General features: G+C 66.2%; 24 protein-coding genes. 7 read left to right on the top strand and 17 right to left on the bottom strand.

The window, feature by feature from the left end:
* The first annotated feature begins 116 nt into the window (after window positions 1-116).
* From ACFQPB_RS22415 to ACFQPB_RS22400, 4 genes are all read left to right on the top strand, one after another.
* A complete protein-coding gene (locus tag ACFQPB_RS22415; protein ID WP_382228291.1) occupies window positions 117-2606 on the top strand; it encodes a type I restriction endonuclease subunit R in 2490 nt (829 codons plus the stop codon).
* Window positions 2606-3307, top strand: coding sequence for a M48 family metallopeptidase (locus ACFQPB_RS22410; RefSeq protein WP_382228288.1), 702 nt, complete (start codon window positions 2606-2608; stop codon window positions 3305-3307). The genes ACFQPB_RS22415 and ACFQPB_RS22410 overlap by 1 nt, the downstream gene beginning before the upstream one ends.
* A 102-nt stretch (window positions 3308-3409) precedes the next feature.
* A complete protein-coding gene (locus ACFQPB_RS22405; protein WP_382228285.1) occupies window positions 3410-4705 on the top strand; it encodes an NAD(P)/FAD-dependent oxidoreductase in 1296 nt (431 codons plus the stop codon).
* Window positions 4706-4820: 115 nt separating this feature from the next.
* Entirely contained in the window at window positions 4821-6452 is a 1632-nt protein-coding gene (locus ACFQPB_RS22400) for a methyl-accepting chemotaxis protein (RefSeq protein ID WP_382228282.1), read from the top strand.
* Between the two features lie 9 nt (window positions 6453-6461).
* Here ACFQPB_RS22400 and ACFQPB_RS22395 read toward each other — a convergent pair whose 3' ends face one another.
* The 8 genes from ACFQPB_RS22395 to ACFQPB_RS22360 all read right to left on the bottom strand — a co-directional run bounded on the left by ACFQPB_RS22395 (window position 6462) and on the right by ACFQPB_RS22360 (window position 11971).
* Entirely contained in the window at window positions 6462-7742 is a 1281-nt protein-coding gene (locus tag ACFQPB_RS22395; RefSeq protein WP_382228280.1) for an RNA polymerase sigma factor, read from the bottom strand.
* A 10-nt stretch (window positions 7743-7752) separates the two neighbouring features.
* Window positions 7753-8163 carry a VOC family protein gene (locus ACFQPB_RS22390; protein ID WP_382228277.1) on the bottom strand — a complete coding sequence of 137 codons (411 nt, stop codon included), beginning with the start codon at window positions 8161-8163 and terminating at the stop codon, window positions 7753-7755.
* Window positions 8164-8194: 31 nt separating this feature from the next.
* The gene (locus ACFQPB_RS22385; protein WP_382228274.1) at window positions 8195-8725 is read right to left on the bottom strand and encodes an SRPBCC family protein; all 531 of its coding nucleotides are present in this window, start codon (window positions 8723-8725) and stop codon (window positions 8195-8197) included.
* Window positions 8722-9159 carry a YciI family protein gene (locus ACFQPB_RS22380; RefSeq protein ID WP_382228271.1) on the bottom strand — a complete coding sequence of 146 codons (438 nt, stop codon included), beginning with the start codon at window positions 9157-9159 and terminating at the stop codon, window positions 8722-8724. Before ACFQPB_RS22380 ends, ACFQPB_RS22385 begins: the two co-directional genes overlap by 4 nt.
* Window positions 9156-9602 (bottom strand): SRPBCC domain-containing protein, encoded by a 447-nt coding sequence (locus ACFQPB_RS22375; RefSeq protein WP_382228268.1) that lies wholly within the window; start codon window positions 9600-9602, stop codon window positions 9156-9158. The genes ACFQPB_RS22380 and ACFQPB_RS22375 overlap by 4 nt, the downstream gene beginning before the upstream one ends.
* 119 nt (window positions 9603-9721) lie before the next feature.
* A complete protein-coding gene (locus ACFQPB_RS22370) occupies window positions 9722-10078 on the bottom strand; it encodes a YciI family protein (RefSeq protein WP_382228265.1) in 357 nt (118 codons plus the stop codon).
* 21 nt (window positions 10079-10099) lie between these two features.
* On the bottom strand, window positions 10100-11197 hold the full coding sequence (locus ACFQPB_RS22365; RefSeq protein WP_382228262.1) for a tetratricopeptide repeat protein: 1098 nt from the start codon (window positions 11195-11197) through the stop codon (window positions 10100-10102).
* Between the two features lie 9 nt (window positions 11198-11206).
* The gene (locus ACFQPB_RS22360; protein WP_382228259.1) at window positions 11207-11971 is read right to left on the bottom strand and encodes an enoyl-CoA hydratase; all 765 of its coding nucleotides are present in this window, start codon (window positions 11969-11971) and stop codon (window positions 11207-11209) included.
* A gap of 96 nt (window positions 11972-12067) precedes the next feature.
* Here ACFQPB_RS22360 and lexA point away from each other — a divergent pair, with 96 nt between their 5' ends.
* On the top strand, window positions 12068-12727 hold the full coding sequence (gene lexA, locus ACFQPB_RS22355; RefSeq protein WP_382228257.1) for a transcriptional repressor LexA: 660 nt from the start codon (window positions 12068-12070) through the stop codon (window positions 12725-12727).
* Here the strand turns inward: lexA and ACFQPB_RS22350 are convergent.
* From ACFQPB_RS22350 to bfr, 8 genes are all read right to left on the bottom strand, one after another.
* On the bottom strand, window positions 12716-14278 hold the full coding sequence (locus ACFQPB_RS22350) for a methyl-accepting chemotaxis protein (protein WP_382228254.1): 1563 nt from the start codon (window positions 14276-14278) through the stop codon (window positions 12716-12718). The two genes, lexA and ACFQPB_RS22350, sit on opposite strands and share 12 nt — an antisense overlap.
* Window positions 14279-14533: 255 nt before the next feature.
* Window positions 14534-15205, bottom strand: coding sequence for a class I SAM-dependent methyltransferase (locus tag ACFQPB_RS22345; protein ID WP_382228252.1), 672 nt, complete (start codon window positions 15203-15205; stop codon window positions 14534-14536).
* A 17-nt stretch (window positions 15206-15222) separates the two neighbouring features.
* Complete coding sequence (locus ACFQPB_RS22340; protein WP_382228249.1) at window positions 15223-15804, bottom strand: nucleotidyltransferase family protein; 582 nt, start codon at window positions 15802-15804, stop codon at window positions 15223-15225.
* Window positions 15797-16327 (bottom strand): GNAT family N-acetyltransferase, encoded by a 531-nt coding sequence (locus ACFQPB_RS22335; protein ID WP_382228247.1) that lies wholly within the window; start codon window positions 16325-16327, stop codon window positions 15797-15799. Before ACFQPB_RS22335 ends, ACFQPB_RS22340 begins: the two co-directional genes overlap by 8 nt.
* A gap of 27 nt (window positions 16328-16354) precedes the next feature.
* Window positions 16355-19531 (bottom strand): error-prone DNA polymerase, encoded by a 3177-nt coding sequence (locus tag ACFQPB_RS22330; protein ID WP_382228245.1) that lies wholly within the window; start codon window positions 19529-19531, stop codon window positions 16355-16357.
* Window positions 19532-19619: 88 nt separating this feature from the next.
* Complete coding sequence (locus ACFQPB_RS22325; RefSeq protein WP_382228242.1) at window positions 19620-20960, bottom strand: Y-family DNA polymerase; 1341 nt, start codon at window positions 20958-20960, stop codon at window positions 19620-19622.
* Window positions 20914-21666: a translesion DNA synthesis-associated protein ImuA gene (gene imuA / locus ACFQPB_RS22320; protein ID WP_382228239.1), complete on the bottom strand. Its 753-nt coding sequence runs from the start codon at window positions 21664-21666 to the stop codon at window positions 20914-20916. Before imuA ends, ACFQPB_RS22325 begins: the two co-directional genes overlap by 47 nt.
* A gap of 85 nt (window positions 21667-21751) precedes the next feature.
* Window positions 21752-22228 carry a bacterioferritin gene (gene bfr / locus ACFQPB_RS22315; protein WP_382228236.1) on the bottom strand — a complete coding sequence of 159 codons (477 nt, stop codon included), beginning with the start codon at window positions 22226-22228 and terminating at the stop codon, window positions 21752-21754.
* Between the two features lie 152 nt (window positions 22229-22380).
* Here bfr and ACFQPB_RS22310 point away from each other — a divergent pair, with 152 nt between their 5' ends.
* Window positions 22381-22665: a hypothetical protein gene (locus ACFQPB_RS22310; protein ID WP_382228234.1), complete on the top strand. Its 285-nt coding sequence runs from the start codon at window positions 22381-22383 to the stop codon at window positions 22663-22665.
* Window positions 22666-22676: 11 nt separating this feature from the next.
* Window positions 22677-23054 carry a hypothetical protein gene (locus ACFQPB_RS22305; RefSeq protein WP_382228231.1) on the top strand — a complete coding sequence of 126 codons (378 nt, stop codon included), beginning with the start codon at window positions 22677-22679 and terminating at the stop codon, window positions 23052-23054.
* Between the two features lie 14 nt (window positions 23055-23068).
* Here the strand turns inward: ACFQPB_RS22305 and ACFQPB_RS22300 are convergent, their stop codons facing one another.
* Window positions 23069-23296 (bottom strand): (2Fe-2S)-binding protein, encoded by a 228-nt coding sequence (locus ACFQPB_RS22300; protein WP_382228228.1) that lies wholly within the window; start codon window positions 23294-23296, stop codon window positions 23069-23071.
* Between the last annotated feature and the right edge of the window lie 196 nt (window positions 23297-23492).

Genomic DNA, 23492 nt, shown 5'->3' with positions numbered 1-23492 from the left:
TGCGCTCTACCGGCTCAACCACCGACCCCGCAAGTGCCTCAACTACCGCACTCCCCACGAGGTGTTCATGGGCTTGGAGATTCGTCCGTTACACTGAAATTCGGTGCACTTTGTAGTTGAATCTGCGCCACAAAACAGGAGGCGCCGATGAAGCCCTGGCGGCCGGTGAGCTGCTGGACGGGCCACTGAGCCAGATGCTGGCGCCCGAGCGCTTGCTCGACCTGATTCGCAACTTCGTGATTTTTGACGCTGGCCAGAAAAAAGTGCCGCGCCTGCACCAGTACGAAGGCGTGAAGGCGGCGCAGGAGCGCATGCAGCGGCACGAGGGTGGCGTGATCTGGCACACCCAGGGCAGCGGCAAAAGCATTCTGATGGTGCTGATTGCCAAGTGGTTGCTGGAGCACGACCCCGAAGCCCGCGTTCTGGTGGTGACCGACCGGGACGAGCTGGACAAGCAGATTGAGGGCGTGATGAAAAACGCTGGGGTGATTGGCGCCGAGGCGCCCTCACCGCGCATCCTTTCGCGCAAGGACTTGGTGGCGAAGCTGGGTTCCGCCACGCCGCGCCTGATGTGCGCGCTGATCCACAAGATCGACGTGGCTGACTTGAAGGGCGAGCCGCCCCGGGTGGCGGGGCGCTTCTACGTGTTTGTGGACGAATGCCACCGCACCCAGGGCGGCGACATGAACAAGCAGATGAAACGCTGGCTGGCCGGCGCCATCTTCATTGGCTTCACCGGCACGCCGCTGCTGCGCCGAGACAAACAAACCACCCGAGAGGTGTTCGGCACCTTCATCCACACCTACAAGTTCGATGAAGCCGTGTCCGACAAGGTGGTGCTTGACCTGAAGTACGAAGCCCGCGACGTGCCGCAGCGGCTGAGTTCGCGCAAGGCCATCGACGACTGGTTCGAAACCAAGACCAAGGGCCTCAACAACTTCCAGAAATCGGTTCTGCGCAAGCGCTGGGCCACGATGGAGGAGCTGATGAGTTCGGCCGAGCGCAAGCAGCGCATCATTGCCGACATCAACCACGACTTTGGCGTGCGCCCACGGCTGAACAACGACCGGGGTACGGCCATTCTGGTAGCGGCGTCCATCTACGATGCCTGCCACTACTTTCGGCTGTTGGCCGCCACGCCGCTCGGGCCGCAATGTGGCCTGATCACCTCCTACGAGCCCAACCACAACGCGATTTCGCAAGAGCCCAAGGGCAGCGACGAACGCTACAAATTCGACACCTACACCCAGCACGTGCTGGCCAAGAACCAGACCACCACGCAGTACGAAACCGAGATGAAGCGCCGCTTCATCGAAGAGCCCGCCAACCTGAAGCTGCTGATCGTGGTGAGCAAGCTGCTGACCGGTTTTGACGCCCCGAGCTGCACCTACATTTACCTCGACCACAAGTTGCTCGACCACAACCTGTTTCAAGCCATCTGCCGCACCAACCGGCTGGATGGCGACGACAAGGACTATGGTCACGTGGTGGACTACAAGGAGCAGTTCAGCCACGTGCAGAACGCCATCGCGGTCTACACGTCAGACGAACTGGACACCGAGACGGTGGGTGAGGACGGCAACGTCATCGTGAAGGACTGGCGCGAGGAAGGCAGGGCCCAGCTGGACGCGGCACGCGAGGCCCTGATCTACCTGTGTGCACCGGTGCCGCAACCGCAGGGCATCGAGCAACACATCCAATATTTTTGTGGCGCTGCCGCCAGCCCCACGGCCCTGACCGACACCGAACCGCTGCGCGTGGCTTTCTACAAGGCCGTGGCCGCCTATGTGCGCGCTTACGCCGACCTGACCACACACCTCGCCGAGGCTGGCTACAACGTTGCGCAGATACAGACCTTCGAGCAGGAAACTCAGTTTTATGCCGAAGTGCGCGCGGCCATCAAGAACCACTCGGGCGAGGAGCTGGACATCAAGCCCTTCGAGGCGGACATGCGCCACCTCATCAACACCTACATACAGGCCGACCCGGCCGACCTGCTGGGTGATTTGAGCGAGCTGTCTTTGACGGAGCTCATCATTCAGACCGGCATCCATGACGCCATCGCGAAAAAACTGAATGAAAAGGGCAAGCTGTCGAACAACGCCATTGCCGAGGCCATCATCAACAACGTGCGCAAGACCATCATCCGCGAGCAGTTGACCGATCCCGCTTTCTATGCCGAGATGTCCAAGTTGCTGAACGACCTGATACGGCAGAAGCGCGAGGACACCGCGTCATACGAGCAGTTTTTGAAGAACGCCGAAGCGCTTGCGAAACAACTGGGCAAAGGCCGAGGTGAAAACAACGCGCCCGCCAAACTGCACGGCAACAAGGAAGCCACGGTGCTCTACAACAACCTGCCGGCGGTGCTGGCAGCCGTTGTACCGGTCAACACGGTGGCTGAGCCGGCAAAAACCTGGGGCGACGAATGCCTGGCCCTGGCATTGAAACTGGACAAGGCGATTCGCGAGCACGCGCCCGCTGACTGGAAGGGTGACCCCGCCCGCGAGGCCCAGGTGCTGAACGCGATCGCGCCCATCCTGAGCAAGAACAAGGCGGCCACGCTCGCCATATTCGAAATCATCAAGAAGCAGCCGGGTTACTGATGACCGAAGCTTTCGAACTGGGTGACATCACCATCTGCCTGACGCGCAAACGGGTGAAGAACGTGCACCTGACGGTGCACCCGCCCGACGGCCGGGTGACGCTGGTGGCACCACCTGCCACTCGCACCGAGGTGGCCCGCGCGTACGCTGTATCGCGCCTGCGCTGGATTCGGCAGCAGCAGCAACGTTTTCGCGAGCAACAGCGTGAACAGCCTCGGCAGTTCGTCACAAGGGAAAGCCACCACGTCTGGGGGCGGCGCTACCTGATGAACATCATTGAAATCGATGCCAAGCCCCACGTGATGCTGGACCATCGGCAGATTCGACTGTTTGTTCGACCCGGCGCCGATCAGACAAAAAGGGCTGAGACCATTCACGAATGGCACAAAACGCTGTTGCACGCGGAGCTGCCGCGCGTGATCAGCAAGTGGGAGCGCACGCTGAGCGTGAAGGTCAACGGCTACTACCTGCAACGCATGAAAACCAAGTGGGGCAGCTGCAACCACACAGCAGGGAATATCCGGCTGAACACCGAGCTGGTGAAGAAGCCCAGGGATTTGTTGGAGTACGTGGTGGTGCACGAAATGCTGCACCTCCTGGAGCCTACCCACAACGGTCGTTTCATCGAACTGTTGGAACAGCATTGGCCACAGTGGCGCGAGGCACGCGCTGAACTCAACGCATTGCCGCTGGCGGGTTGAGTCCAACATTTGGCACCATCCGACCACACCAAATGGACCCACCTGACAGAACCAATTGCGTCACCATCCAGGCCTTGTCTGCACCTCCCCAGAAAGGCCCCCATGTTTCGCAGCAGCACCGAACACGTTGACAGCTACTACGCCGCCACTTCGCGCGAGCAACAAACGCCCCGCCCCGCCCTGAGCGAAAGCCGCCGGGTGGATGTGTGTGTGGTGGGCGCCGGCTTTTTTGGCCTGTACTGCGCGCTGGAGCTGGCGCGGGCGGGCAAGTCGGTGCTGGTGCTGGAGGCCAGCCGCGTGGGCTGGGGCGCGTCGGGGCGCAACGGCGGGCAGATGATCATCGGCTTTCCGTGTGGCATGCAGCGCCTCAAGGGTGTCATGGGCCACGAGAAGGCCAAAAACATGTTCGACGAATCGCTCAAGGCGGTGGCGTCCATGCGACAACTCATGCGCGACGAGCAGATCGCCTGCGATCTGGTGGAAGGCCACCTGGAGGTGGCGGTGCTGCCGCGCCGGGTGGCCGACCTGACCGGCTGGATCGAAGAGTGCGAAACCGAATGGGGTTATCACAAGCTGCAATTTGTGGACAAGGCCACGCTGCCCAAGTACCTCAACTCCGAGCGTTTCCAGGCCGGGATTGTGGACCCCGAGGGCGCGCACATCCACCCATTGAAGTACGTGCTGGGCCTGGCCCGGGCGGCCGAGAAGGCCGGCGCCACCATCCACGAACAAACCCGTGTCGAGCGCTACACCGAGGACGCGCAAGGCATCACCGTGCAGGTGGCAGGCGGCATGCAGGTGCGATGCGATCAGGTCGTGTTGGCGGCCAACGCCTACCTCGACCAGGTGGACACACGGGTGTCGGCGCGCACCTTGCCGGTGGGCACCTTCATCGGCGTGACCGAGGTGCTGGGTGAATCGGTGTGCCGCAGCCTCATCCCCGGCAACCACGCGGTGTACGACAACCAGTTCATCCTCGAATACTTCCGCATGACGGCCGACCACCGCCTGCTGTTCGGCGGCAAATGCACCTACATGGGCGGCACGCCTGCCAACCTGCCGCAGGCGATGAAGGTCAACATCCTGCGCACCTTCCCGCAGCTCAAAAATGCGCGCATGGACTTTGCCTGGGGCGGCCACATCGACATCACCATGCGCCGCATGCCCGATTGGGGTCGGCGCGGCGAGCGGGTGTTCTGGGCCCAGGGGTTTTGTGGCCACGGCCTGGTGCCCACCCGCGTGGCCGCCACGCTGGTGACCGAAGCCATGGCCGGCCAGCCCGAGCGGCTCGACTGGTTCGCCGGCATCGTCAACCCGCCCTTCCCCGGCGGTGAGCGTTTGGGTGGCCTGATGCAGGCGGTGGGCATGGGTTGGTACAGGCTGCGCGACTTTGTGTAGACCTGGGGATCGGCATACCCCCCGGCAGTAGAAGCCCTCTTGCGCCAGGTCAAGGCGGTTGATTTGATGTTTTGACACAATCAGCGCGCCTATCCCGGCCCAGGAGACACGCTTCATGAGCACACACAACACACCAGCCGCCGGACTGGCCGAGCAGTACCAGCGGGGCGACCGGCTGATGCTGGTTGCCTTGCTCATCTACAGCCTCACCGCAGTGGGCATCGTTATCGCCTTCGACCGACCGGGCATTGGCCTGATGGGCGGTGTGATGTGGGCCCTTGGCCTGGCATTGCCGGGCCTGCTCGGCTACCTGATGGCGCCTGGCAGCCTGGCCACACGCATGCTGATGGCGTTTTCACTGACCTCCCTGGTCGCCTTGCAGATACAGGCCAGCGCCGGCCTGCGCGAAACACACTTTGGTGTGTTCGTGACGCTGGCGCTGGTGATGGTCTACCTGGACTGGCGACCGGTGTTGTTGTCGGCCGTGCTGTTTGCGCTGCACCACGTGGGCTTCGACCGCCTGCAAGCCGCCGGCTGGGGCCTGTACTGCCTGAGCGAGCCCGACTTTGGCCTCATCGTGGCCCATGCTGCCTATGTGGTGATACAGACCACCTTCGAGCTGTTTTTTGTGGTGAGGCTGGGCAACAGCGTGCGCGGCAACGCCGAAGTGGCCTCGCTGGCCCAGCGCATGCAGGACCCCACCCACATCGTGCTCGACGTGGCCAGCCTGGAGGTCAACGCCCCGCTGGCACGCGAGCTCAAGGCCGTGTTGGGCCGCACCGCTTCGGCGGTGCAAACCGTGCGCGAAGCGGTGCAGAACATTCAGACCGCCAGCAGCGAAATCGCCAGCGGCAACCAAGACCTGAGCCAGCGCACCGAACAAACCGCAAGCAGCCTGCAGCAGACCGCCAGCAGCATGGAGCAACTGACCGCCACCGTGCGCCAAAGCGCCGACGCCGCCCGCCAGGCCAACCAGTTGGCCGGCAGCGCGGCCGAAGTGGCGCAACGTGGCGGCAGCGTGGTGCAGCAGGTGGTGGGCACCATGGACGCCATCTCGGACAGCAGCAAGAAAATCGCGGACATCATCGGTGTCATCGACGGCATCGCCTTCCAGACCAACATCCTGGCGCTCAACGCTGCGGTGGAAGCGGCCCGCGCCGGCGAGCAGGGGCGGGGGTTTGCGGTGGTGGCCGGTGAAGTACGCAACCTGGCGCAGCGCAGCGCACAGGCGGCCAAGGAAATCAAGGAACTGATCAACGCCAGCGTGGACCGGGTGCAGGGCGGCAGCGAGCTGGTGCAGCAAGCCGGCGCGACCATGCAGGAGATCGTGCAAAGTGTGCAGCGGGTCAGTGACATCATCGGCGAGATCAGCAGCGCGGCCACGGAACAGAGCGAGGGCATCGCCCAGGTCAACACCGCCGTGAATCAGCTCGATGCGATGACCCAGCAAAACGCCGCCTTGGTGGAGCAGAGTGCCGCTGCGGCCACCAGCCTGCGCGACCAGGCCGACCGCATGGCGCAAGCGGTGGCGGTGTTCCGCACCGGTGCCGTGGACCATGCCCCCGTTGCCCCTGCCACCACCCCACGCAAGCCGCCTGTGCCCCAAGTCGGGCCCGCCACGACGAAGCCCGCACCCACGCGAAAAGCCCCCCTCCCCCAGCCACGCGCCACGGCCCCCCGGGGATCGCTGGCGCGTCCCGGAAAACCGTCGCCTGCCAACGACGGCGGGGAATGGGAAAGTTTCTGAAGCGCAGCGTCAGGCAGGGTCACCCGCCTGTGCGGCCCGCGCCAGCAGCAAGCCGCGCTCTTGCTGGTTGCCGGCCAACGCGGCCGCCCGCTCAAAGGCCACACGCGCTTCGGACCGCCGACCGAGCTTGAGCAGCAGGTCGCCCTGCACGCTGGGCAGCCAGTGGTAACGCGCCAGGGCGGGATGGGTCAGCAGGCCATCGACGATGGAAAGACCGGCCTCGGGGCCGTGGGCTTGGGCCACCGCCACCGCGCGGTTGAGTTCCACCACGGGCGACGGCGCGACCGTGGCCAACTCGGCATACAGCGCGGCGATGTCTGGCCAGTGGGTGTCTTGCCAGCGGGCGGCGCGGGCGTGGCACGCGGCAATGGCGGCCTGCAGCAGGTAGGGGCCTCGCGCCCCGCCCGCCAAGCGTTCCCCCCTTTCCAGCGCAGCCAGGCCACGCCGGATCAACAGCCGGTCCCAGCGGCCGCGCACCTGGTCGGGCAGCAGCACAGGCCGGCCCTGGGCGTCGGTGCGGGCTGCGGTGCGCGAGGCCTGCAGCTCCATCAGCGCCAGCAGGCCGGCCACCTCGGGCTCGGTGGGTGCCAGCTCCAGCAACATGCGGCCCAGGCGCAGGGCCTCCTCGCACAGCGCGGGGCGCATCCAGTCGGTGCCGCTGGTGGCGGTGTAGCCCTCGTTGAAGATGAGGTAGACCACCTCCAGCACGGAGGCCAGGCGCGGCGCGAGGTCGGCGCCACGGGGCACCTCGTAGGGCACATCGGCCTCAGCCAGGCGGCGCTTGGCGCGCACGATGCGCTGGGCGATGGTGGTCTCGGTGGCCAAGCAGGCACGCGCGATCTCGTGGGTGCTCAGGCCCCCCAGCAGCTTGAGCGTGAGGGCCACACGGGCATCGGGCGCGAGCACCGGGTGGCAGGCGGTGAAGATCAGGCGCAGCAGGTCGTCGGCCACGTTGCCGGCGCGACGTTCGTCCAGGCTGTCGCTGAAGTCGGGCACGGTCAGGGCCTCCATCGCGGCCAGTTCAGCCGCCAGCTCGCCCTGGCGCGCCTCGCTCATCTGCCGGTGGCGCAGGTGGTCCAGGGCACGGCGCTTGGCGGTGGTCATGAGCCAGGCGCCGGGTTTGTCGGGCAGGCCGTTCAGTGGCCAGTGCTCCAGCGCCGCCACCAGCGCGTCCTGCGCCAGCTCCTCGGCCAGCCCCAGGTCGCGCACCAAGCGCATGAGCGCGCCGACAATGACGGGCGATTCCAGGCGCCAGACGGTGGCGATGGTGTCGTGGACAGCCGAATGCACGTGCGGCTGATCACATTTGCGCCGGCGCGGCGGCCTCGTCCATCCAGAACACCTCCCACTGGTGGCCATCGGGGTCGGCAAAACCGTGCTGGTACATGAAGCCATGGTCCTGTGGCGCATTGGGCGTGGTGCCACCTGCGGCCACGGCCTTCGCCACCAGCTCATCCACCTCGGCACGGCTTTCGCACGAGAGTGCAATCAGCACCTCGGTGGTCTGCGTCGCGTCGGCCACGGGCAGCTGGGTGAAGCCCTGGAAAAAGGGCTTCACCAGCAGCATGGCGTAGATGTTCTCGGCGATTTCCAGGCAGGCGCCCTGCTCGTTGGTGAAGCGCGGGTTGAAGTTCAGGCCCAGGGCCTTGAAGAAGGCCTGCGAGCGGGCCATGTCCTGGATGGGCAGGTTGACGAAGATCTGTTTGAGCATGGGGATGTCCTTGTCGGTGAATGGGAGGGGTTCAGGGTTTTTCGGCGAGGGCCTTGAGGTTGGCCAGTCCCTGCTCGAAATCTCGGCCCACCATGTGGTCCATGTTGATGAAGATGCCGATGAGCTTGGGCAGGAAGCTGCTGGGGCCGTGCATGGCCCAGGTGACGCGGGTACCGGCGCCGTCGGGCGCCAGCGTGAACTCGACCACGTTGTGGCCTTCGAAGGGCTCCCACATGTCCAGCTGCATGGTGACGGCCGTGGGCGCCTGCGAGGCGGTGATGCCGATGCGGCCCTTGCCCACGTCCTTGTTGCCCTGAAAGTCGTAGCCCGCGCCGAGGCCGGCCCCGGGCCCGCTGTACTGGCCTTTCATGGCCGGGTCCTTCTGGTTGTAGGGGTTCCAGGTGTTGAAGCGGTGCAGGTCGTTGATCAGCGGAAACAGGCACTCGGCCGAGGCGTGGATGGTGGTGGCGCGCTCGACGCGGAAGACGTCGGGCCGGGTGCTGGCGTAGACCAGCAGAGCGGCCACGGCCACCAGGAGCAGCACGGCCACGGTCTTGATCATGGCAAGTCCTTGGCCTGCTGCTGGGCATCCAACTGCTTGAACTTGTCCAGCGCCTCGCTGGGCGGGAACTCGTCGAGTTCGATCAGCTGGCGCAGTTCGATCACCGCCTCTTTGCCGCGCCCGGCGGGGTTGGGGAAACGCCGGCTCCATTCGAGCGCCTCTTCGCGCGAACGCACCTGGATCAGGGTGTAGCCGGCGATCAGCTCCTTGGCCTCTGCGAAGGGGCCGTCCACCACGCGGGTGGCGCCATCGGCGCTGTACTGGACGCGCCAGCCCGTGCGGCTGGGGTGCAGGCCGCTGCCGTCGAGCAGCACACCGGCCCGCGCGAGTTCCTCGTGGTAGGCGGCCATTTCGGCCATCAGCTCCTCAGGGGCTGCGGGGGTGGTCTCGGCCTCGAACTCGGGGCAGGACTTGACGATGATCATGAACCTCATGACGGTGCTCCTTCACACAGGGTTTTGAGCAGCGCAAGGGCACGCGGCCATGTCTCGGCCATGTAGGCCTCGTAAGTGCCGAACACGTCGGCCGCCACCCGCACGCGGGTGCCGCCGGCTTCGGCGATGAAGTGGTAGTTTTCGTGGCAAGGCGCCCAGGCGCGCACGGCTTCGCTGGTGGTGTCTTCCACGCCTTGGGCGATCATGCCCAGGTGGCGTATGGACACGAATTCGGCCGGCCGGTGTTCGGCAACGACCGACACCATGCCCTCCCCGTTGGGGCCCAGAAAACGGATGGTCTGCCCCGCGTCCCAGCCACCTTCGTAGCGTGAGCCTTCGCAGAAGGCGCTGGTCCACCGCTCGTAGGTGGGTGAAAACAGCATGGTGCGCCACACCCGCTCGGGTGGGGCGTGGATCAGGATGTCGAAATGTTGTGTCTTCATGGTCACCTCTGGTCGGGGAAACCGAATGTTCGGTTTCTACTCCCACGACGAAACTGGCGACCAGGTTTCGACAGACCGGGCCTAAGTGGTTTCCCTAGGCTGCCTCCAGAGGCAAAGACTCAGGCCACGTAACACGGTGCCAGCGCGCGCACCTCCACCGTAGCCCATTGCGCGGCCGGGCAGGCGCGGGCCCAGGCCAGGGCCTCGTCGCGGGTCACGTTCTGCAGCAGGAAAAAGCCCCCCACCATTTCTTTGGCCTCGGCAAACGGGCCATCCAGCGCCTGGGCGCGTCCGCTGCTGTGGCTGACGCGCACAGCGGTGTCTTGCGACGAGAGCGACTCCACCGCCTTGAGCTGGCCCTTGGCGGCGATGGCCTCGCCAAAACGCTGCATGGCGGCGTAGGCCGCGCGGCCTTCGGCTTCGGTGCGTGTGGCGCGTTGGCCCACGGGTTCAACGATCAACAACATGTAGCTCATGGCTTGCGCCCTCCCAATAGGTCAACCCGCCTGCATCAGCACGTACCAACCCGGCACCGGTTGGCCCTGGTCTTCGCGGATGGGCGCTTCTTGCAGCACCCGCAGTTGCAGGCCATGCGCCTGGGCCAGGCGGCTCAGGTAGGGCGCCGAATGCGCGTGACGCAGGCTGGGCAACAGCAACACATCATGCTCATCGGGCGCGCGCTCGACCGTGAAGGCCAGCCAGCCTCCGGGGCGCAGCACTTTGGCCACGCCTTCGAACACCGCCTCCAGCCGGCCCACGTAGATGAACACGTCGGCCGCGATCACCAGATCGAAGCGTTGCAGTGCGCCGTTCAGGGCATCGACCACGTCGGCGTGTTGCAGCGCGTCGTAGTGGCCGCTGGCGCGGGCCTGCGTGACCATGCGCTCGGACAAATCCACCCCGGTCAGCGAGTCACAGCAGGGGCGCAACAAAGCGCCACACAGGCCGGTGCCACAGCCCAGGTCCAGCGCCGCGTCAAAACGCGCCACGCCCTGGGCTTGCAGCAGTTGCACCAAGCGCTGGGGGCCCTGGTAGCGCAGCGATGCCACGAGGTGTTGCTGGAAGCTGTCGGCATAGTCGTCGAACAGGGTTTCGACGTAGGCGCGCGGCGGGCGATCGGGCGCCTCGCCCCCGGTGACGGCGGCGAGGAAATAGCGGTGCAACTCGGGGTCTGCACCCAGCGCCAGGGCGCGCTCGAAACACTGGGCCGCCTCGGACAAGCGGCGCGCTTCACGCAGCAGGTTGCCTCGCAGCGACCAGGCCTCGGCGATGCCCTCGTCCAGGGCCAGCGCACGCGTCAAGGCATCCAGCGCCTCGGCAGGCTCACCAAGTTGCCCCAGGCACCGCGCCAGCGCCACCCAGGTGCTGGGCTCGTTGGGGTCGGCCTGTGCGGCGGCCCGCAAGTGGGCGGCCGCGTTTTCAAAACGGCCTTGGTGAAAGCGGGTGAGGCCCAGGTTGCTCAGCACCGAAGGGCGGCCGGGCGCCAGCGCCAGCGCGGCTTCGAAGGCCTGCGCGGCGTCGTCCAGGTGGCCTTGCTCGAAGCGTTCAACACCTTGCAGAAAATGCGAGCGCGCGCGCGCCATGGCATCGCTCATGCGCCGGGCTCAGAGTTTGGAGAAATCGGGCTTGCGCTTTTCCATGAAGGCGCCAAAGGCCTCGCGGGCGGCGGGTTCGCGCAGCATGCGGCCAAAGTGAGCGGCTTCTTCGTTCATCTGCGCCAGCACGAGCGCGGTCTGGCCTTTTTTCATGAGCTGTTTGGTCTGCAGCAGCGCGCTCATGGGCTTGGCCGCCAGCTTGCGCGCCACGGCTTGCGCGTAGTTGGTGGCTTCGGAGGGAGGCAGCACCTTGTTGACCAGGCCCACTTCGAGTGCGGCCTCGGCCATGAAGGGCTCGCCCAGCAGCAGGGCCTCGGCGGCGCGGTGGTAACCCATCATCTGCGGCACCAGCAGGCTGGAGGCCGCCTCGGGGCACAGGCCGAGGTTGACGAAAGGCATGGCAAACGCAGCGTTGTCGCCCGCGTACACCAGGTCGCAATGGAACAGCATGGTGGTGCCGATGCCCACGGCCGGGCCACACACGACGGCAATCACCGGCTTGGGAAACTGGGCGATGCCGCGCAAGAAGCGGAACACGGGCGCGTCGTCGGACGTGGGCGGCGTGTTCAGGAAGTCAGCAATGTCGTTGCCGGCGCTGAACACCGCTTCGTGGCCCTGGAACACCACCACGCGCACGGCCGCATCGTCTTGTGCGGCGGCCAGGGCGTCGGCCAAGGCCGCGTACATGGCGGCGGTGATGGAGTTTTTCTTGTCGGCGCGGTTGAAGGTGATGGTGCAAATGCCGTCTTCGGTGTGGACGAGGATGTCGCTCATGGTTGTCTCTGGATGTGGCTGAAGTCAAAACGCGCAAGTTATCATGGGAAAGCGCTGTATAGGAATACAGTTGCGACACATTGGAGTCACGCCCCCATGAACGAACCGGTCAAGCTCACCGCCCGCCAGCAAGACATCCTGACGCTGATCGAGACCACGATGGCCGACACCGGCGCGCCGCCCACCCGGGCCGAGATCGCCACCGCCTTCGGCTTCAAGTCGGCCAACGCGGCCGAAGAGCACCTGCGCGCCCTGGCCCGCAAGGGCGTTATTGAACTGGTCGGCAACACCTCGCGCGGCATACGGCTGCGCACCGGCAGCCACCCCTTGGCCCGGCAGATGCCGTTGGCCCTGCCCGAGTTGCAGCAGCTCACCCTGCCCCTCATCGGCCGCGTGGCCGCTGGCGCGCCCATCCTGGCGCAGGCCCATGTGGAAAGCCGCTTCACGGTCGAGCAGCGCCTGTTCAGCCGCCGGCCCGACTACCTGCTGCGTGTGCGCGGTCTGTCCATGCGCGATGCCGGCATTCTGGACGGCGACCTGCTGGCCGTGCACAGCACACGCGAGGCGCTGCACCACCAGATCGTGGTGGCGCGGCTGGGCGACGAAGTGACCGTCAAACGCCTGGTGCGCCTGCGCGGCCACATCGAGCTGCATCCGGCCAACCCCGACTTTCAGCCCCTGGTGGTGGGGCCAAACGACGCGTTCGAGATTGAAGGCGTGATGGTCGGTCTGATCCGCGACGGATCAAGCGCCTGAGCCCCTCAGCCTGAACACGCCCACCAGCTCGGCCAGCCGAGCTGCCTGCAGTTTGAGGCTCTCGGCGGCGGCCGCGCTCTCTTCCACCAGCGCGGCGTTTTGCTGCGTCACCTGGTCGAGCTCCTGCAAGGCCTCGCCCACCTGGCTGATGCCGGTGGACTGTTCGCTGCCGGCGGCAGATATCTCGTTGATGAGCCCCGTCACGCGCTGGACCTGAACGGCCGTGTCACCCACACTTTCTCCGGCCTGCCCCACCAGCTGAGAGCCCTGCTGCACGCGTTCAACGCTGGCGGTGATGAGGGTCTTGATTTCTTTGGCGGCAGAAGCGCTGCGCTGTGCCAGGTTGCGCACCTCACCGGCCACCACGGCAAAACCCCTGCCCTGCTCGCCGGCGCGCGCTGCTTCCACGGCGGCGTTGAGTGCCAGGATGTTGGTCTGGAAAGCGATGCCGTCGATCACACCGATGATGTCGGCGATTTTCTGGCTGCTGGCCGAGATCTCCTGCATGGTGGACACCACCTGCCCCACCACCTGGCCACCCCGGGCGGCGGCTTCGCTGGCGGCCGAGGCCAGCTGGCTGGCCTGCCGCGCGGTTTCGGCGTTTTGATGCACGGTCGCCGTGATCTCCTCCATGGAGGCGGCGGACTCCTCCAGGTTGGCGGCCTGGTTTTCGGTGCGCGAGGACAGGTCGGCATTGCCTGCCGCGATCTGGGCCGAGCCGGTGGCGATGGAATCGCTGCTGAGCCGCACTTCGCTGACCACCCGCACCAGGCTGTTGTTCATGGCGCCCAAGGCCCGCAGGAGGTCGGCCAGCTCGTCTTCGCCGTGGGCCTCGATCTGCATCGTCAGGTCACCGTCGGCCACCGCCTCGGCCAGGCGCACCGCACGGGCAATGGGCTGGGTGATGGAGCGTGTGATCCACACGGCCGCCAGCACCGACATCAGAACCGCAACCCCGAGCAAGCCGAGGGTGAGTGCGCGCACCCACTGGTACTGCGTCGCCGCGCTCTGGTTGACTTCTGCAGCGACTCGAAGCTGCAGGTCGATCAGCTCGGTCACCTTGCCCCCTATGGGGTCGATGGCCAGGTACAGCGGCCCGTCAAACTGGGCCAGCTGGTCGCGCACGGTGCCGCTCATGCCACGCAGGCCGGCCTCAAGCTGGGCCACCGCCTCATTGGCCGGACGGAACAGGGTCTCGGCCTCGCCCACCAAACGCTTTTCATCGGCCGTGAGCGATGTGGACACGTAGTCACGCCAGCTGGAGTCGATGTCGCTGCGTGCTGCCTGCACCAGCTTGAGCGCGTCTTCCGCCTTCAGCAAACCGGCGTTGGCTTTGTTGACCGCGTCGATGATGTTGATGGCGTAGGCGTCGGCCACGCGTTTGAGTGTCTGCAGCGGCACCACGCGGTCGTTGTAGACCGTCTCCAGACCCTCGTTGGTTTTGCTCAGGGCAAAAAGACTGCCCACCCCCAGGACCAACAACAGCACGATGCCCATCAGAAACCCGGCGGTCAGCCGAGTGGCAACGCGAACATTCGACATCATGTTCATGATGACCTCCCTTTTGTCTTGTTATGGAATGCACAAACCCACCACCGGAACATGGGGCCATCAACTGTGTGGTGTTTGCCCTTTGTCCCGCATCTGCACACGGCCCCACTTTGGGGCACCAGATGCAGACGACCGAAATGTAAAACACTTTTGCATTTCTAGGGAAGCACAAAAACAGCGCTTTTCATCGAAAAAGATGGAATTGAAAGCCCAAGGCGGCACATCAACCACAAAGGTGCCTGACAGCGCAGACTCCTAGCCGGGAGCTGCCGAGCCCAGCTGGTACGCCAGCAGCCAAAAGTGCTCTCGCTGGAGGAAGTCCACCTGCTTGCACCCCGCAGGCAGCAAGGCCCGCAGTTCGGCCTCCATCGGGAAGTTCTTCAGCACCCGGTGCGCCGAACCATCGGGCAGCGGCCGGTGCTGGTAGGTGTTGCCCTGTGTGTCGGTTTCGACAATCGGCAACTCGCGGCACTGAATGGCCGTGTTGTCCAACAGCAGCACCCTGGCGCCTGGCAACAGGTGCCGGTGCAGACCTGCCAGAAAATCCAGGCGCGCCTCGATGGGCACATGCGAAAACCACAGGCCGGCAAACGCGCCGTCAAAGTGGCCCAGGTCGTGTGGCAAGGCATAGGCATTGGCCTGGCGAAAGTGGACGTTTTCCGCGCCCGGTCGCAGCCGGGCAAAGGCCATGGGCGCCTCGTTTGCATCGGTGGCCACCACAGACTGGGCGCGGGCAGCGATGCCCGGCGTCCAGTAGCCCGTGCCACAGGCCACCTCCAACACCCGCCGCCCGGCCAAGCGCTCGGGGATGTGGCGCTGGAAAAAAGCGATGTCGTCCTGCCGTTCGGGCCGCATGTACACGGCGTCGTAAATGGGCGCGCGGGCGGCGTAGTAGGCCAGCATGTCGGGGGAGGTGTGGGGGGCCATGGGCATCTCAAAGGGGTTCAGTTCTCGGCGTCAAACACCACCACACCGGGCCAACGCTGCCCGAAGCGCTTGGCGCGCACCCGCTGACGGTAGGCCTCGACGCTGGCGCGGGCCGGGTTGTGGCGTACGTGCATGTTGAACAGGTCATCCAGGCCGAAAGGTGCGAGCACGTCAATCTGGTCTTGGGGCGTGAGGCATACGCCCACGGCGGTGGCCACTTCAGGCCAGGTGGCCAAGCCGGCCACCAGTGACGGCAAAGGCTCGACCTCTTGACCAAACTTCGCCGCGTACCACAAGTGCACCGCGGCCTGGTTGGTGACGTCCCACACCGGCCCGGGACAACACGAGGACAGCCGCTCGCGCAACCGCGCTTCGGTGGCGGGGCTCAGGTCGTTGGCGTCGAAGTAGACCAGGTCCAGGTCATCGCAAGGGGTGGCCAAACCACGGCCGTGCAGGTGGTCCCAAACGAGGTTGCGCACCACGCCCGCACCAATACACCAGGACGGCAAACCCAGTGAGCGGCCTGCCGACAAGGCCCGCATCAGCGCGGGGCTCTGGCGCACCAGTGCCACGAGTTGCTGGCGCAGGGTCTCAGACACGGTGCGGCCCCGGTTCCATCAACGGGTACCCCATGTGCCACTTGCGCACAAAGCCCTCGCCGACCCGAACAGCCAGGGGTTCACAACCCCACGGCTCGAAGCCGGCTGCGCGGTACAGCGCGATGGCGCCGGCATTGCCTTCGGACACGGTGAGTTGCACCAAGGCGATGTGGGGGCACGCGCGGGCGTGGGTCAGCACGGCATCCACGAGTTGGCGCCCCAGGCCCTGGCCGCGCTGTTCGGGGTGGACGTACATGCCGAACAGCGTGGCCTTGTGGCGCACTTTCTCGCGCCGCTCAAACGACAGGCCAGCCACACCCTGGATGGCGTCGCCCGCCATGCTGGCCCACACGGCTTCGGCGGCATCGGGCGTCTGTGCGAGGCGCGCCTCCCACCAAGCCAGCGGCAAGGCTGCACGCTCATCCACGCTGGAGGTGAAGGCATCGGGATGGCGTGCGTAGGCGTCGAGCATGAGCGCGCGGTAGGCGGGGGCGTGGTGGGGCAGCAGGCGGACGATGGCCATGGGGTCTCCTGCCACACAGTGTAGGAGTCAGTGGAAATCCCGGCTGCTGCTTGTCAGCCCGCCCAGCAAAGGCGAGAGGTTCACCAAGTGCTGAGCGATGAGGTGCATCACCGTGTGTTCGCCCTCCCCCGTTCGCTGCCAGCGGCCATAAACCGCCAGCAGCTGAGATTGCAGCAAGGCGGCGCGCTGGCGTTCGCGCAAAGCTTTCCAGACGATGACCTGCACGGTGCCGGTCTCGTCTTCAAGCGTGACGAAGACCACGCCTTTGGCGGTGCCCGGGCGCTGGCGGGTGGTGACCAGGCCACAGGCGCGCACCAGGCGGCCGTCGGGCGCATCACGAAGTTCGGCGGCGGTGCGCAGGCGCTGGGCGGCCAACTGCGGGCGCAGCAAGGCCAAAGGGTGTTGGCGCAGCGTGAGGCCCAGGCTGGCGTAGTCGTGCACCACGGCTTCACCCTCGGTGGCTTGGGGCAAAGCCAGCAGAGGCTCGTGCACCGGCGCCCCGCGCAGCAGGGCCGGGGCGGCGTGCAAGGCGCTGGCGGCCCACACCTGCTGGCGGCGGTGGCCGGCCAGGCTGGCCAGGGCGTCGGCACCGGCCAGGGCTTTGAGGTCGGCGGCGTCGAGCCGGGCGCGTTGGGCCAGGTCCTGCACATCGCTTGGCATGGCCTGGGCACGGGCATCGGTGATGCGCTGACTGACTTCCAGCGACAGCCCTTTGACCAAAGACAGGCCCAGGCGCACCGCAGGCTGTGAGGGGTCGGCAGAAGCAGGCTCCAGCACGCTGTCCCAATCGCTCACACACACGTCCACCGGCCGCACTTCCACGCCTTGGCGCTGGGCGTCTTGCACCAGTTGCGAGGGGCTGTAAAAACCCATGGGTTGCGAGTTCAGCAAGGCCGCCAGGAAAGCGGCCGGGTGGTGGCGTTTGAGCCAGGCGCTGCTGTACACCAGCAACGCGAAGCTGGCGGCATGGCTTTCGGGGAAACCGTATTCGCCAAAGCCTTCGATCTGCCGAAAAATGGCTTCGGCAAACTCGGCCGTGTAGCCGTTGGCCAGCATGCCCTGCACCACCTTGTGGTGGAACTTGTCCACCCCGCCCTTGCGCCGCCAAGCGGCCATGGCGCGGCGCAGTTGGTCGGCCTCGCCCGGGGTGAAGCCGGCCGCAATCACCGCGATCTGCATCACCTGCTCCTGAAAGATGGGCACGCCCAGCGTGCGGGCCAACGCGGGCTTGAGGGCTTCGCTGGGGTAGTCCACCCGGCCGCCCTTTCGCACCAGCTCGCGCCGCTGCAAGAAGGGGTGCACCATGCCGCCCTGTATGGGCCCGGGCCGCACGATGGCGACCTCGATCACCAGGTCGTAAAAGGTGCGTGGCTGCAGGCGCGGCAGCATGCTCATCTGGGCGCGGCTCTCGATCTGGAACACGCCCACGGTGTCGGCGCGGCAGATCATGGCGTAGGTGGCCGGGTCGTCCTGCGGGATGTGGTGCAAACCCATCGCGCGGCCTCGCCAGGTGCCCACCATGTCCAGCATGCGGCGCAAAGCGCTGAGCATGCCCAAGGCCAGCACGTCCACCTTCATCAGGCCCAAAGCGTCGATGTCGTCCTTGTCCCATTCGATGATGCTGCGGTCCTTCATGGCGGCGGGCACCACGGGCACGGTGGAGGTGAGTCGGTCTTGCGTGAGCACAAAGCCGCCGCTGTGCTGCGACAGGTGGCGCGGAAACCCCAGCAAGGTGCGGGTGATGGCGAGCAGCTGGCACAGGCGGGGTTCGTCCGGGTTCAGGCCGATTTCGATCAGGCGTTCGTGCAGCAGCTCGGCGCCGTCCCACCACTGCTGGTGTTTGGCCAGGGCATCGACGGTGGCCAGCGGCAGGCCCAGGGCTTTGCCCACGTCGCGCAAGGCGCTGCGCGGGTGGTAGGTGGCCACGGCAGCGGCCAGGGCGGCGCGGTGGCGGCCGTATTTGGTGTAGAGGTACTGGACGATCTCTTCGCGCCGTTGGTGCTCAAAGTCCACATCGATGTCGGGCGGCTCGTTGCGCTCCTTGCTGATGAATCGCTCGAACAACAAGGTGGACTGCGCCGGGTTGACCTCGGTGATGCCCAGGCAGTAGCAGACCGCCGAGTTGGCGGCCGAGCCCCGGCCCTGGCACAAAATCTTGCGGCGGCGCGCCTCGGCCACCACGTCGTGCACGGTCAAAAAGTAAGGCTCATAGCGCAGCTCGGCGATGAGGGCCAGCTCCTTCTCAAGCTGCGTGCTCACGTCGCTCGGCACGCCCTGCGGGTAACGCTCTGCCGCGCCACGCAAGGCGAGCTGGCGCAGGTGGCTGCTGGGGGTTTGGCCGGGCGGCACCACCTCGTGTGGGTACTCGTAACGCAACTCGGACAGCTCGAACCGGCACAAGTCGGCGACGCGCTGCGTTTCGGCCAGCAGCTCGCGCGGGTAGATCAGCGACAGGCTCAGGCGGCTGCGCAGGTGGGCCTCGGCATGGGGGCTCAGGGCAAAACCACAATCGGCCACGGGCCGGTGTTCGCGGATGGCGGTCATCACGTCCAGCACCGGCTTGCGGCTGCGCACGTGCATGAGCGCACCGCCAGCGGCCACCAGGGGCACACCGGTGGCCTGGGCAGCAGCCGTCAGGCGATCCAGCCACAAGGCATCGTCCAGGCGGCGGTGCAAGGCCACCCCCAGCCAGGCGCGGCCGGCAAAACGCTGGCGCAACCAGCGCGCGGTGGCCTCGATGTCGGCAAGGCGGCTGCCGTGGGGCTGGTCAGGCTGATCGGCCAGGTCGCGCCAGGGCAACAACAAGGCCAACACGTCGTCCAGTGGGGCATCGGCCAGCGGCGCTTGTTGCCAGTGCAGGTGGTAGCGCTCGCGCCCACGCTGTTCACGGCCACGCGCGGCGGTGATGAGCTCGCACAACTGGCCGTAGCCCCGGCGTGTGCGCGCCAGCAGCACCAGGGTGAAACCGCCACAGGCCAGCTCGGGGGCGCTGACCCGCAGTTCGGTGCCGATGAGCAACTTGAGACCAGCCTCTTTGGCGGCCAGGTGGGCGCGCACCACGCCGGCCATGGAGCATTCGTCGGTGATGGCCAGGGCGCTGTAGCCCAGCGCGGCGGCACGCGCCACCATCTCGTCGGGGCTGGAGGCGCCGCGCTGGAAGCTGAAGTGGCTCAGCGCGTGGAGTTCGGCATAAGGGGGCAGCATGGTTCAAGGCCGCAGCGCCGGGCCGCCCCAAGCCAGGCCGCACCCCCTTGGGGGGCAGCGACCCGCGCAGCGGTGGAGCGTGGGGGCTTCATCCATAAATACCGTGCAGAAACCAGGCAGGCTCTTTGCCGCGCAGCAGAAAAATCCACACCAACCCCGCCTGTGGACTCAAAGCCACGTGGTAATCGCGCTGCACCGGTCCAGCATCACAACGTTCGTCCACCCACCAGCCACTTTCAACGCGCTGTGGCCCGGTCAGCAGTTGCAGCGGGCCTTGGTAGACCGGGCGCTCCTGCACCACCGCAAGGCGCACAGGCTCGCGCAGCAGCCAGGGGGGCTGCCAGGCCAGCGTGGGCGGCAAGGCGGGCGCAGTTGCCTGACGAGCCACACTGGCCGGTGCCCAGCGTGCCATGGCCTCGGGCCGGTGGTCGGCGCACAGCAGCCCTTGCAACACCTGTTGTGGCCCCAGTCGGGCTGCCAGGCGCTCCAGCAACTGCCCCCAGGCTTCGCCGCCGGCCGGGCGCTCACCGGGCAGCAGGCTCAGCGAGGTGGTGGGCAGCGGCGCCACCTCGTCGGCCACCAGCCGCAGGGCCGTGGCCGGCGCGGCCAGGGTGGTTCGCGCCAGGTGTTCGGCCAGCAGGCGCGTGAGGTGGGCCATGTCGCGGGTGGCGTGGGCGGTGCGCAGCGCCAACTGGCCACCGCGCAACTCGCTGCGGCGCACGCGGTCGTGTTCCCAGTGCAGGGTGAACGCGAGCACGCCCGATTGGCGCGCAGCCAGCCAGGCCTGCAGGGCGTTCAGCAGGCGCTGGGCGCCGAACAGCAGGCCCTGTGCCTGTTCGACGGCACTGGGGCATTCAAGCCTTTGCTCAAAACGCTCGGGCAGGCTGACCCACTGGTGGCTCTCAGCGCGCTGGCCATAGGCCTGGTCAAGTGCGTTCAACAGATCGGCGCCAAAACGCCTGGCCAGGCCGTCGCGTGGCAGGGCGCGCACTTCGCCCAGCGTGCGACAACCCAGCTGGTGCAAGGTGGGGGCGTGGGGGCGGGCAGCACTCAGGTGGCCCAGTGGCAAGGCGTCGAGGGTGACGGCCAAGCGCCGGATGCCACAACCGGTGGCGGGCAGCAGCGAAGCCGGCTCGGCACCGGCAGCGGCGCTGGTACCGGCGTCTAGCTGCCGCAACAAGGCCAGGGCCGCCAAGGCCGTGGGCGCGGTGGCCAAGGCCTGTGCCCCGGCGGCACCCGACTGGACGCGCAAGCGCTGCAACAGCGCGCGCCGGCCACCAAACAGGCGTTCGCTCATCGACACCTCCAGCAACACGGCCTCATCGAGCAGGCACACACGCGGCGTCCATTGCAAGGCCCACCAGGCCAGGGGCAACACGGCCTCAGGCGAAAGCGTGGCGGGGCTGGGCAACAGGGCGATCCACCACATGGGGGCGTGCGGGCGCAACAGGCGGGATGGGCAGGCGGCGCAGGCAGGCCATCACCGGCAGTTCGGCCGCCAAGGTGATGGGCCGGTCCATGGGCGGGCCACGGCGTTTGAACACCTGGACCTCCAGCCCACCCACCGCGCTGCGCAACAGCAGCCGCAGGGGGGCGGGTGAGGCCTGGGGCCGGACTGCGTCGGTGCGCAGGGCCATCAAAAGGGTGCCGGTGTGTTCGGCCGTGGTGGGCATGGCGGCCCGTGCGGCCAGGTGCAGGCGGCGCAGTTGCTCGGGCCGGGCCTCGGGCAACCAGGCCAGCAGCGCCCCCGCCGTGGCGCTGCGCAGCACCTGTTCGGCGGCCCACAAGCGGTCGTTGTGCTCGGCCGTGTCCACCCACAAGAGGCGATCGGGGGCCACGCCCTGCGCCGCCAGCGCGGCCAGGTGGGGTGGGTGGGGCGCCCCCACCAGCACCAGCGGGCCTTGGCGCTGGGCCAAGCGCAGCGCGGGCAACAACAAGCGCCACTCGTGCCGTGCGCTCGGGGGCTGCAAAAGTTCGATCAGTTCGCCGATGGGCCAGCCGCCGCCGGGCAGCTCGGCGTCCAAGGCCCCGTGGCCGCTGGTAACGACTGGCGACACGCCGCCGGCCCAGGCATCGCCCCGCCAAACACCGGGCAGGGCAAGCGATGGCGCAGACGACAGCAGGGCAGCGGGCATGGCAAACAGAACAAGGCTGAAAATACTGTTTGTTTATACAGTATTTTCAGCCTTGCGGCCAACCACCCTCCGTGGCTTGTGAGGCTTATTCGATGTCGCCCATGATGCTTTGCAGGTAGTTCTGTGTGCCCACCTTGCCCAGCAGGTCGATCTGGGTTTCGAGGAAGTCCACGTGCTCCTCGGTGTCGTCCAGGATCTCCTGCAGCAGATCGCGTGAAACATAATCGCGCACCGATTCGCAATGTGCGATGCCGGCCTTGATGGTGGCCTGGGCGCCCTGCTCCAGCGCCAGGTCGGAGGCCAGGATCTCCGGCACGTCCTCACCGATGTTCAACTTGCCCAGGTCCTGCAGGTTGGGCAGGCCGTCGAGCATGAAGATGCGGTCCATCAGCTTGTCGGCGTGTTTCATCTCGCCAATGGATTCTTCGTATTCCTTCTTGGCCAGCTTGTCGAAGCCCCAGTGTTTGAGCATGCGGTAGTGCACAAAGTACTGGTTGATGGCGGTGAGTTCGTTCTTGAGCTGCGCTTGCAGGTGCGCAATGACTTGGGGATCGCCTTTCATGACGGGCTCCTGATGATCTGGGTTGGGAAAGCCTGCAGTGTAGGCCGTTGCCCAAAGGACGTGCGGGCAAACCTTGCAAATGAGAATCGTTCGCATATACTGCAAACATGGCCGAGCCAGCCGCCGCCCGGCCTCATCCAGAGGAGTTGCCCATGCACACCCACGCCGACGGTGAATACGAGATGCCCAGCGTCGAAGCCCTGCTCGCCGGCACCCTGGCCTTGATGACCGGCCACGCCCAAAGCGCTTGCAGCCACCAACGGGGCCTGATGGCCCAGAAAATTGGCGCCAACCTGTGTTGCCTGTCCAGGCACCCCGCCCTGTCCAGCAACTTCAAAACCGTGGTCGAACGCATGCGCGCCCATTGGGCGGTGTTCGCCCAGTCGATCACCGATCCCACCCCGTCATGGGCGACCAGCAGCACCCGGCTGCAATGACAGGACATGGCATGGAACACGGGACCAGCGCCGAATACCACGTCCTGCTGCGCATGTGGGGACGCCTGCAAAACGACGTGAGCACACAACACCAGGCCCACGCCAAGGCGCTGCGGGCCTTGGAATCTGAGGTGCTGCGCTTGCGGGCGGACTTGTTGATCACCCGCACCGCATTGTGCTGGGGCATGGGTGCGGGTGGTTTGGCCGTGGCAAAACGGCCGCTCAGACGCGTGAACTCAGCACCCACCACCCAGTCACCGGCGCCATCGGCAGCCGACGAGGTTCTGTGCCGCACCGCCTGCGAGGGCCACGCCCACCACTGGCTCAACGAGGATCACGCCTGCGCGCGCACCGGCCAGGCGTGCCATCGGCTGGCCCGCGCGGGGTGACAAACCAAAGGGCCTCAGCCCAGGTTGACGGCCGCGCGTGGCGCCAGTTGCGATTCGTTGTGCAAATGGGCCACCGGCGCCACCGACCGGCATTCCGACCAGATGTTGCGGGCACTGCATTCGCATTTGCCACATTGGGTGGCCACACCCAGGTCGATCTGGATGTCTTCAAACGCTTGGCCCGCGCGGGCACAACGCTCAATGGTTCGGTCACTGACCCGATGGCACACACAGACGATCATCACGCGGCTCCGAAGAAGTTAGCGAATGATAATCGTTCCTATTAAGTTTGGCAACAACCCCAGATTTGCCTGTCAGCAGCAAATGAGTTGTCCGGTTCGTAGCAAGTAATCTGTCCGGTTTGTGGAGGAGCGATGCAACACGCCCCCATGAGCCGGGCCCGCTACATGCAGGAGAACCGGAAGATGAGATTCACAG

The sequence above is a fragment of the Hydrogenophaga atypica genome, from assembly GCF_042665215.1.
Taxonomy (GTDB): Bacteria; Pseudomonadota; Gammaproteobacteria; order Burkholderiales; family Burkholderiaceae_C; genus Hydrogenophaga; species Hydrogenophaga defluvii_A.
The sequence above is the reverse complement of the archived record's forward strand: the minus strand, read 5'-3'. Positions and strand labels throughout refer to the sequence as shown.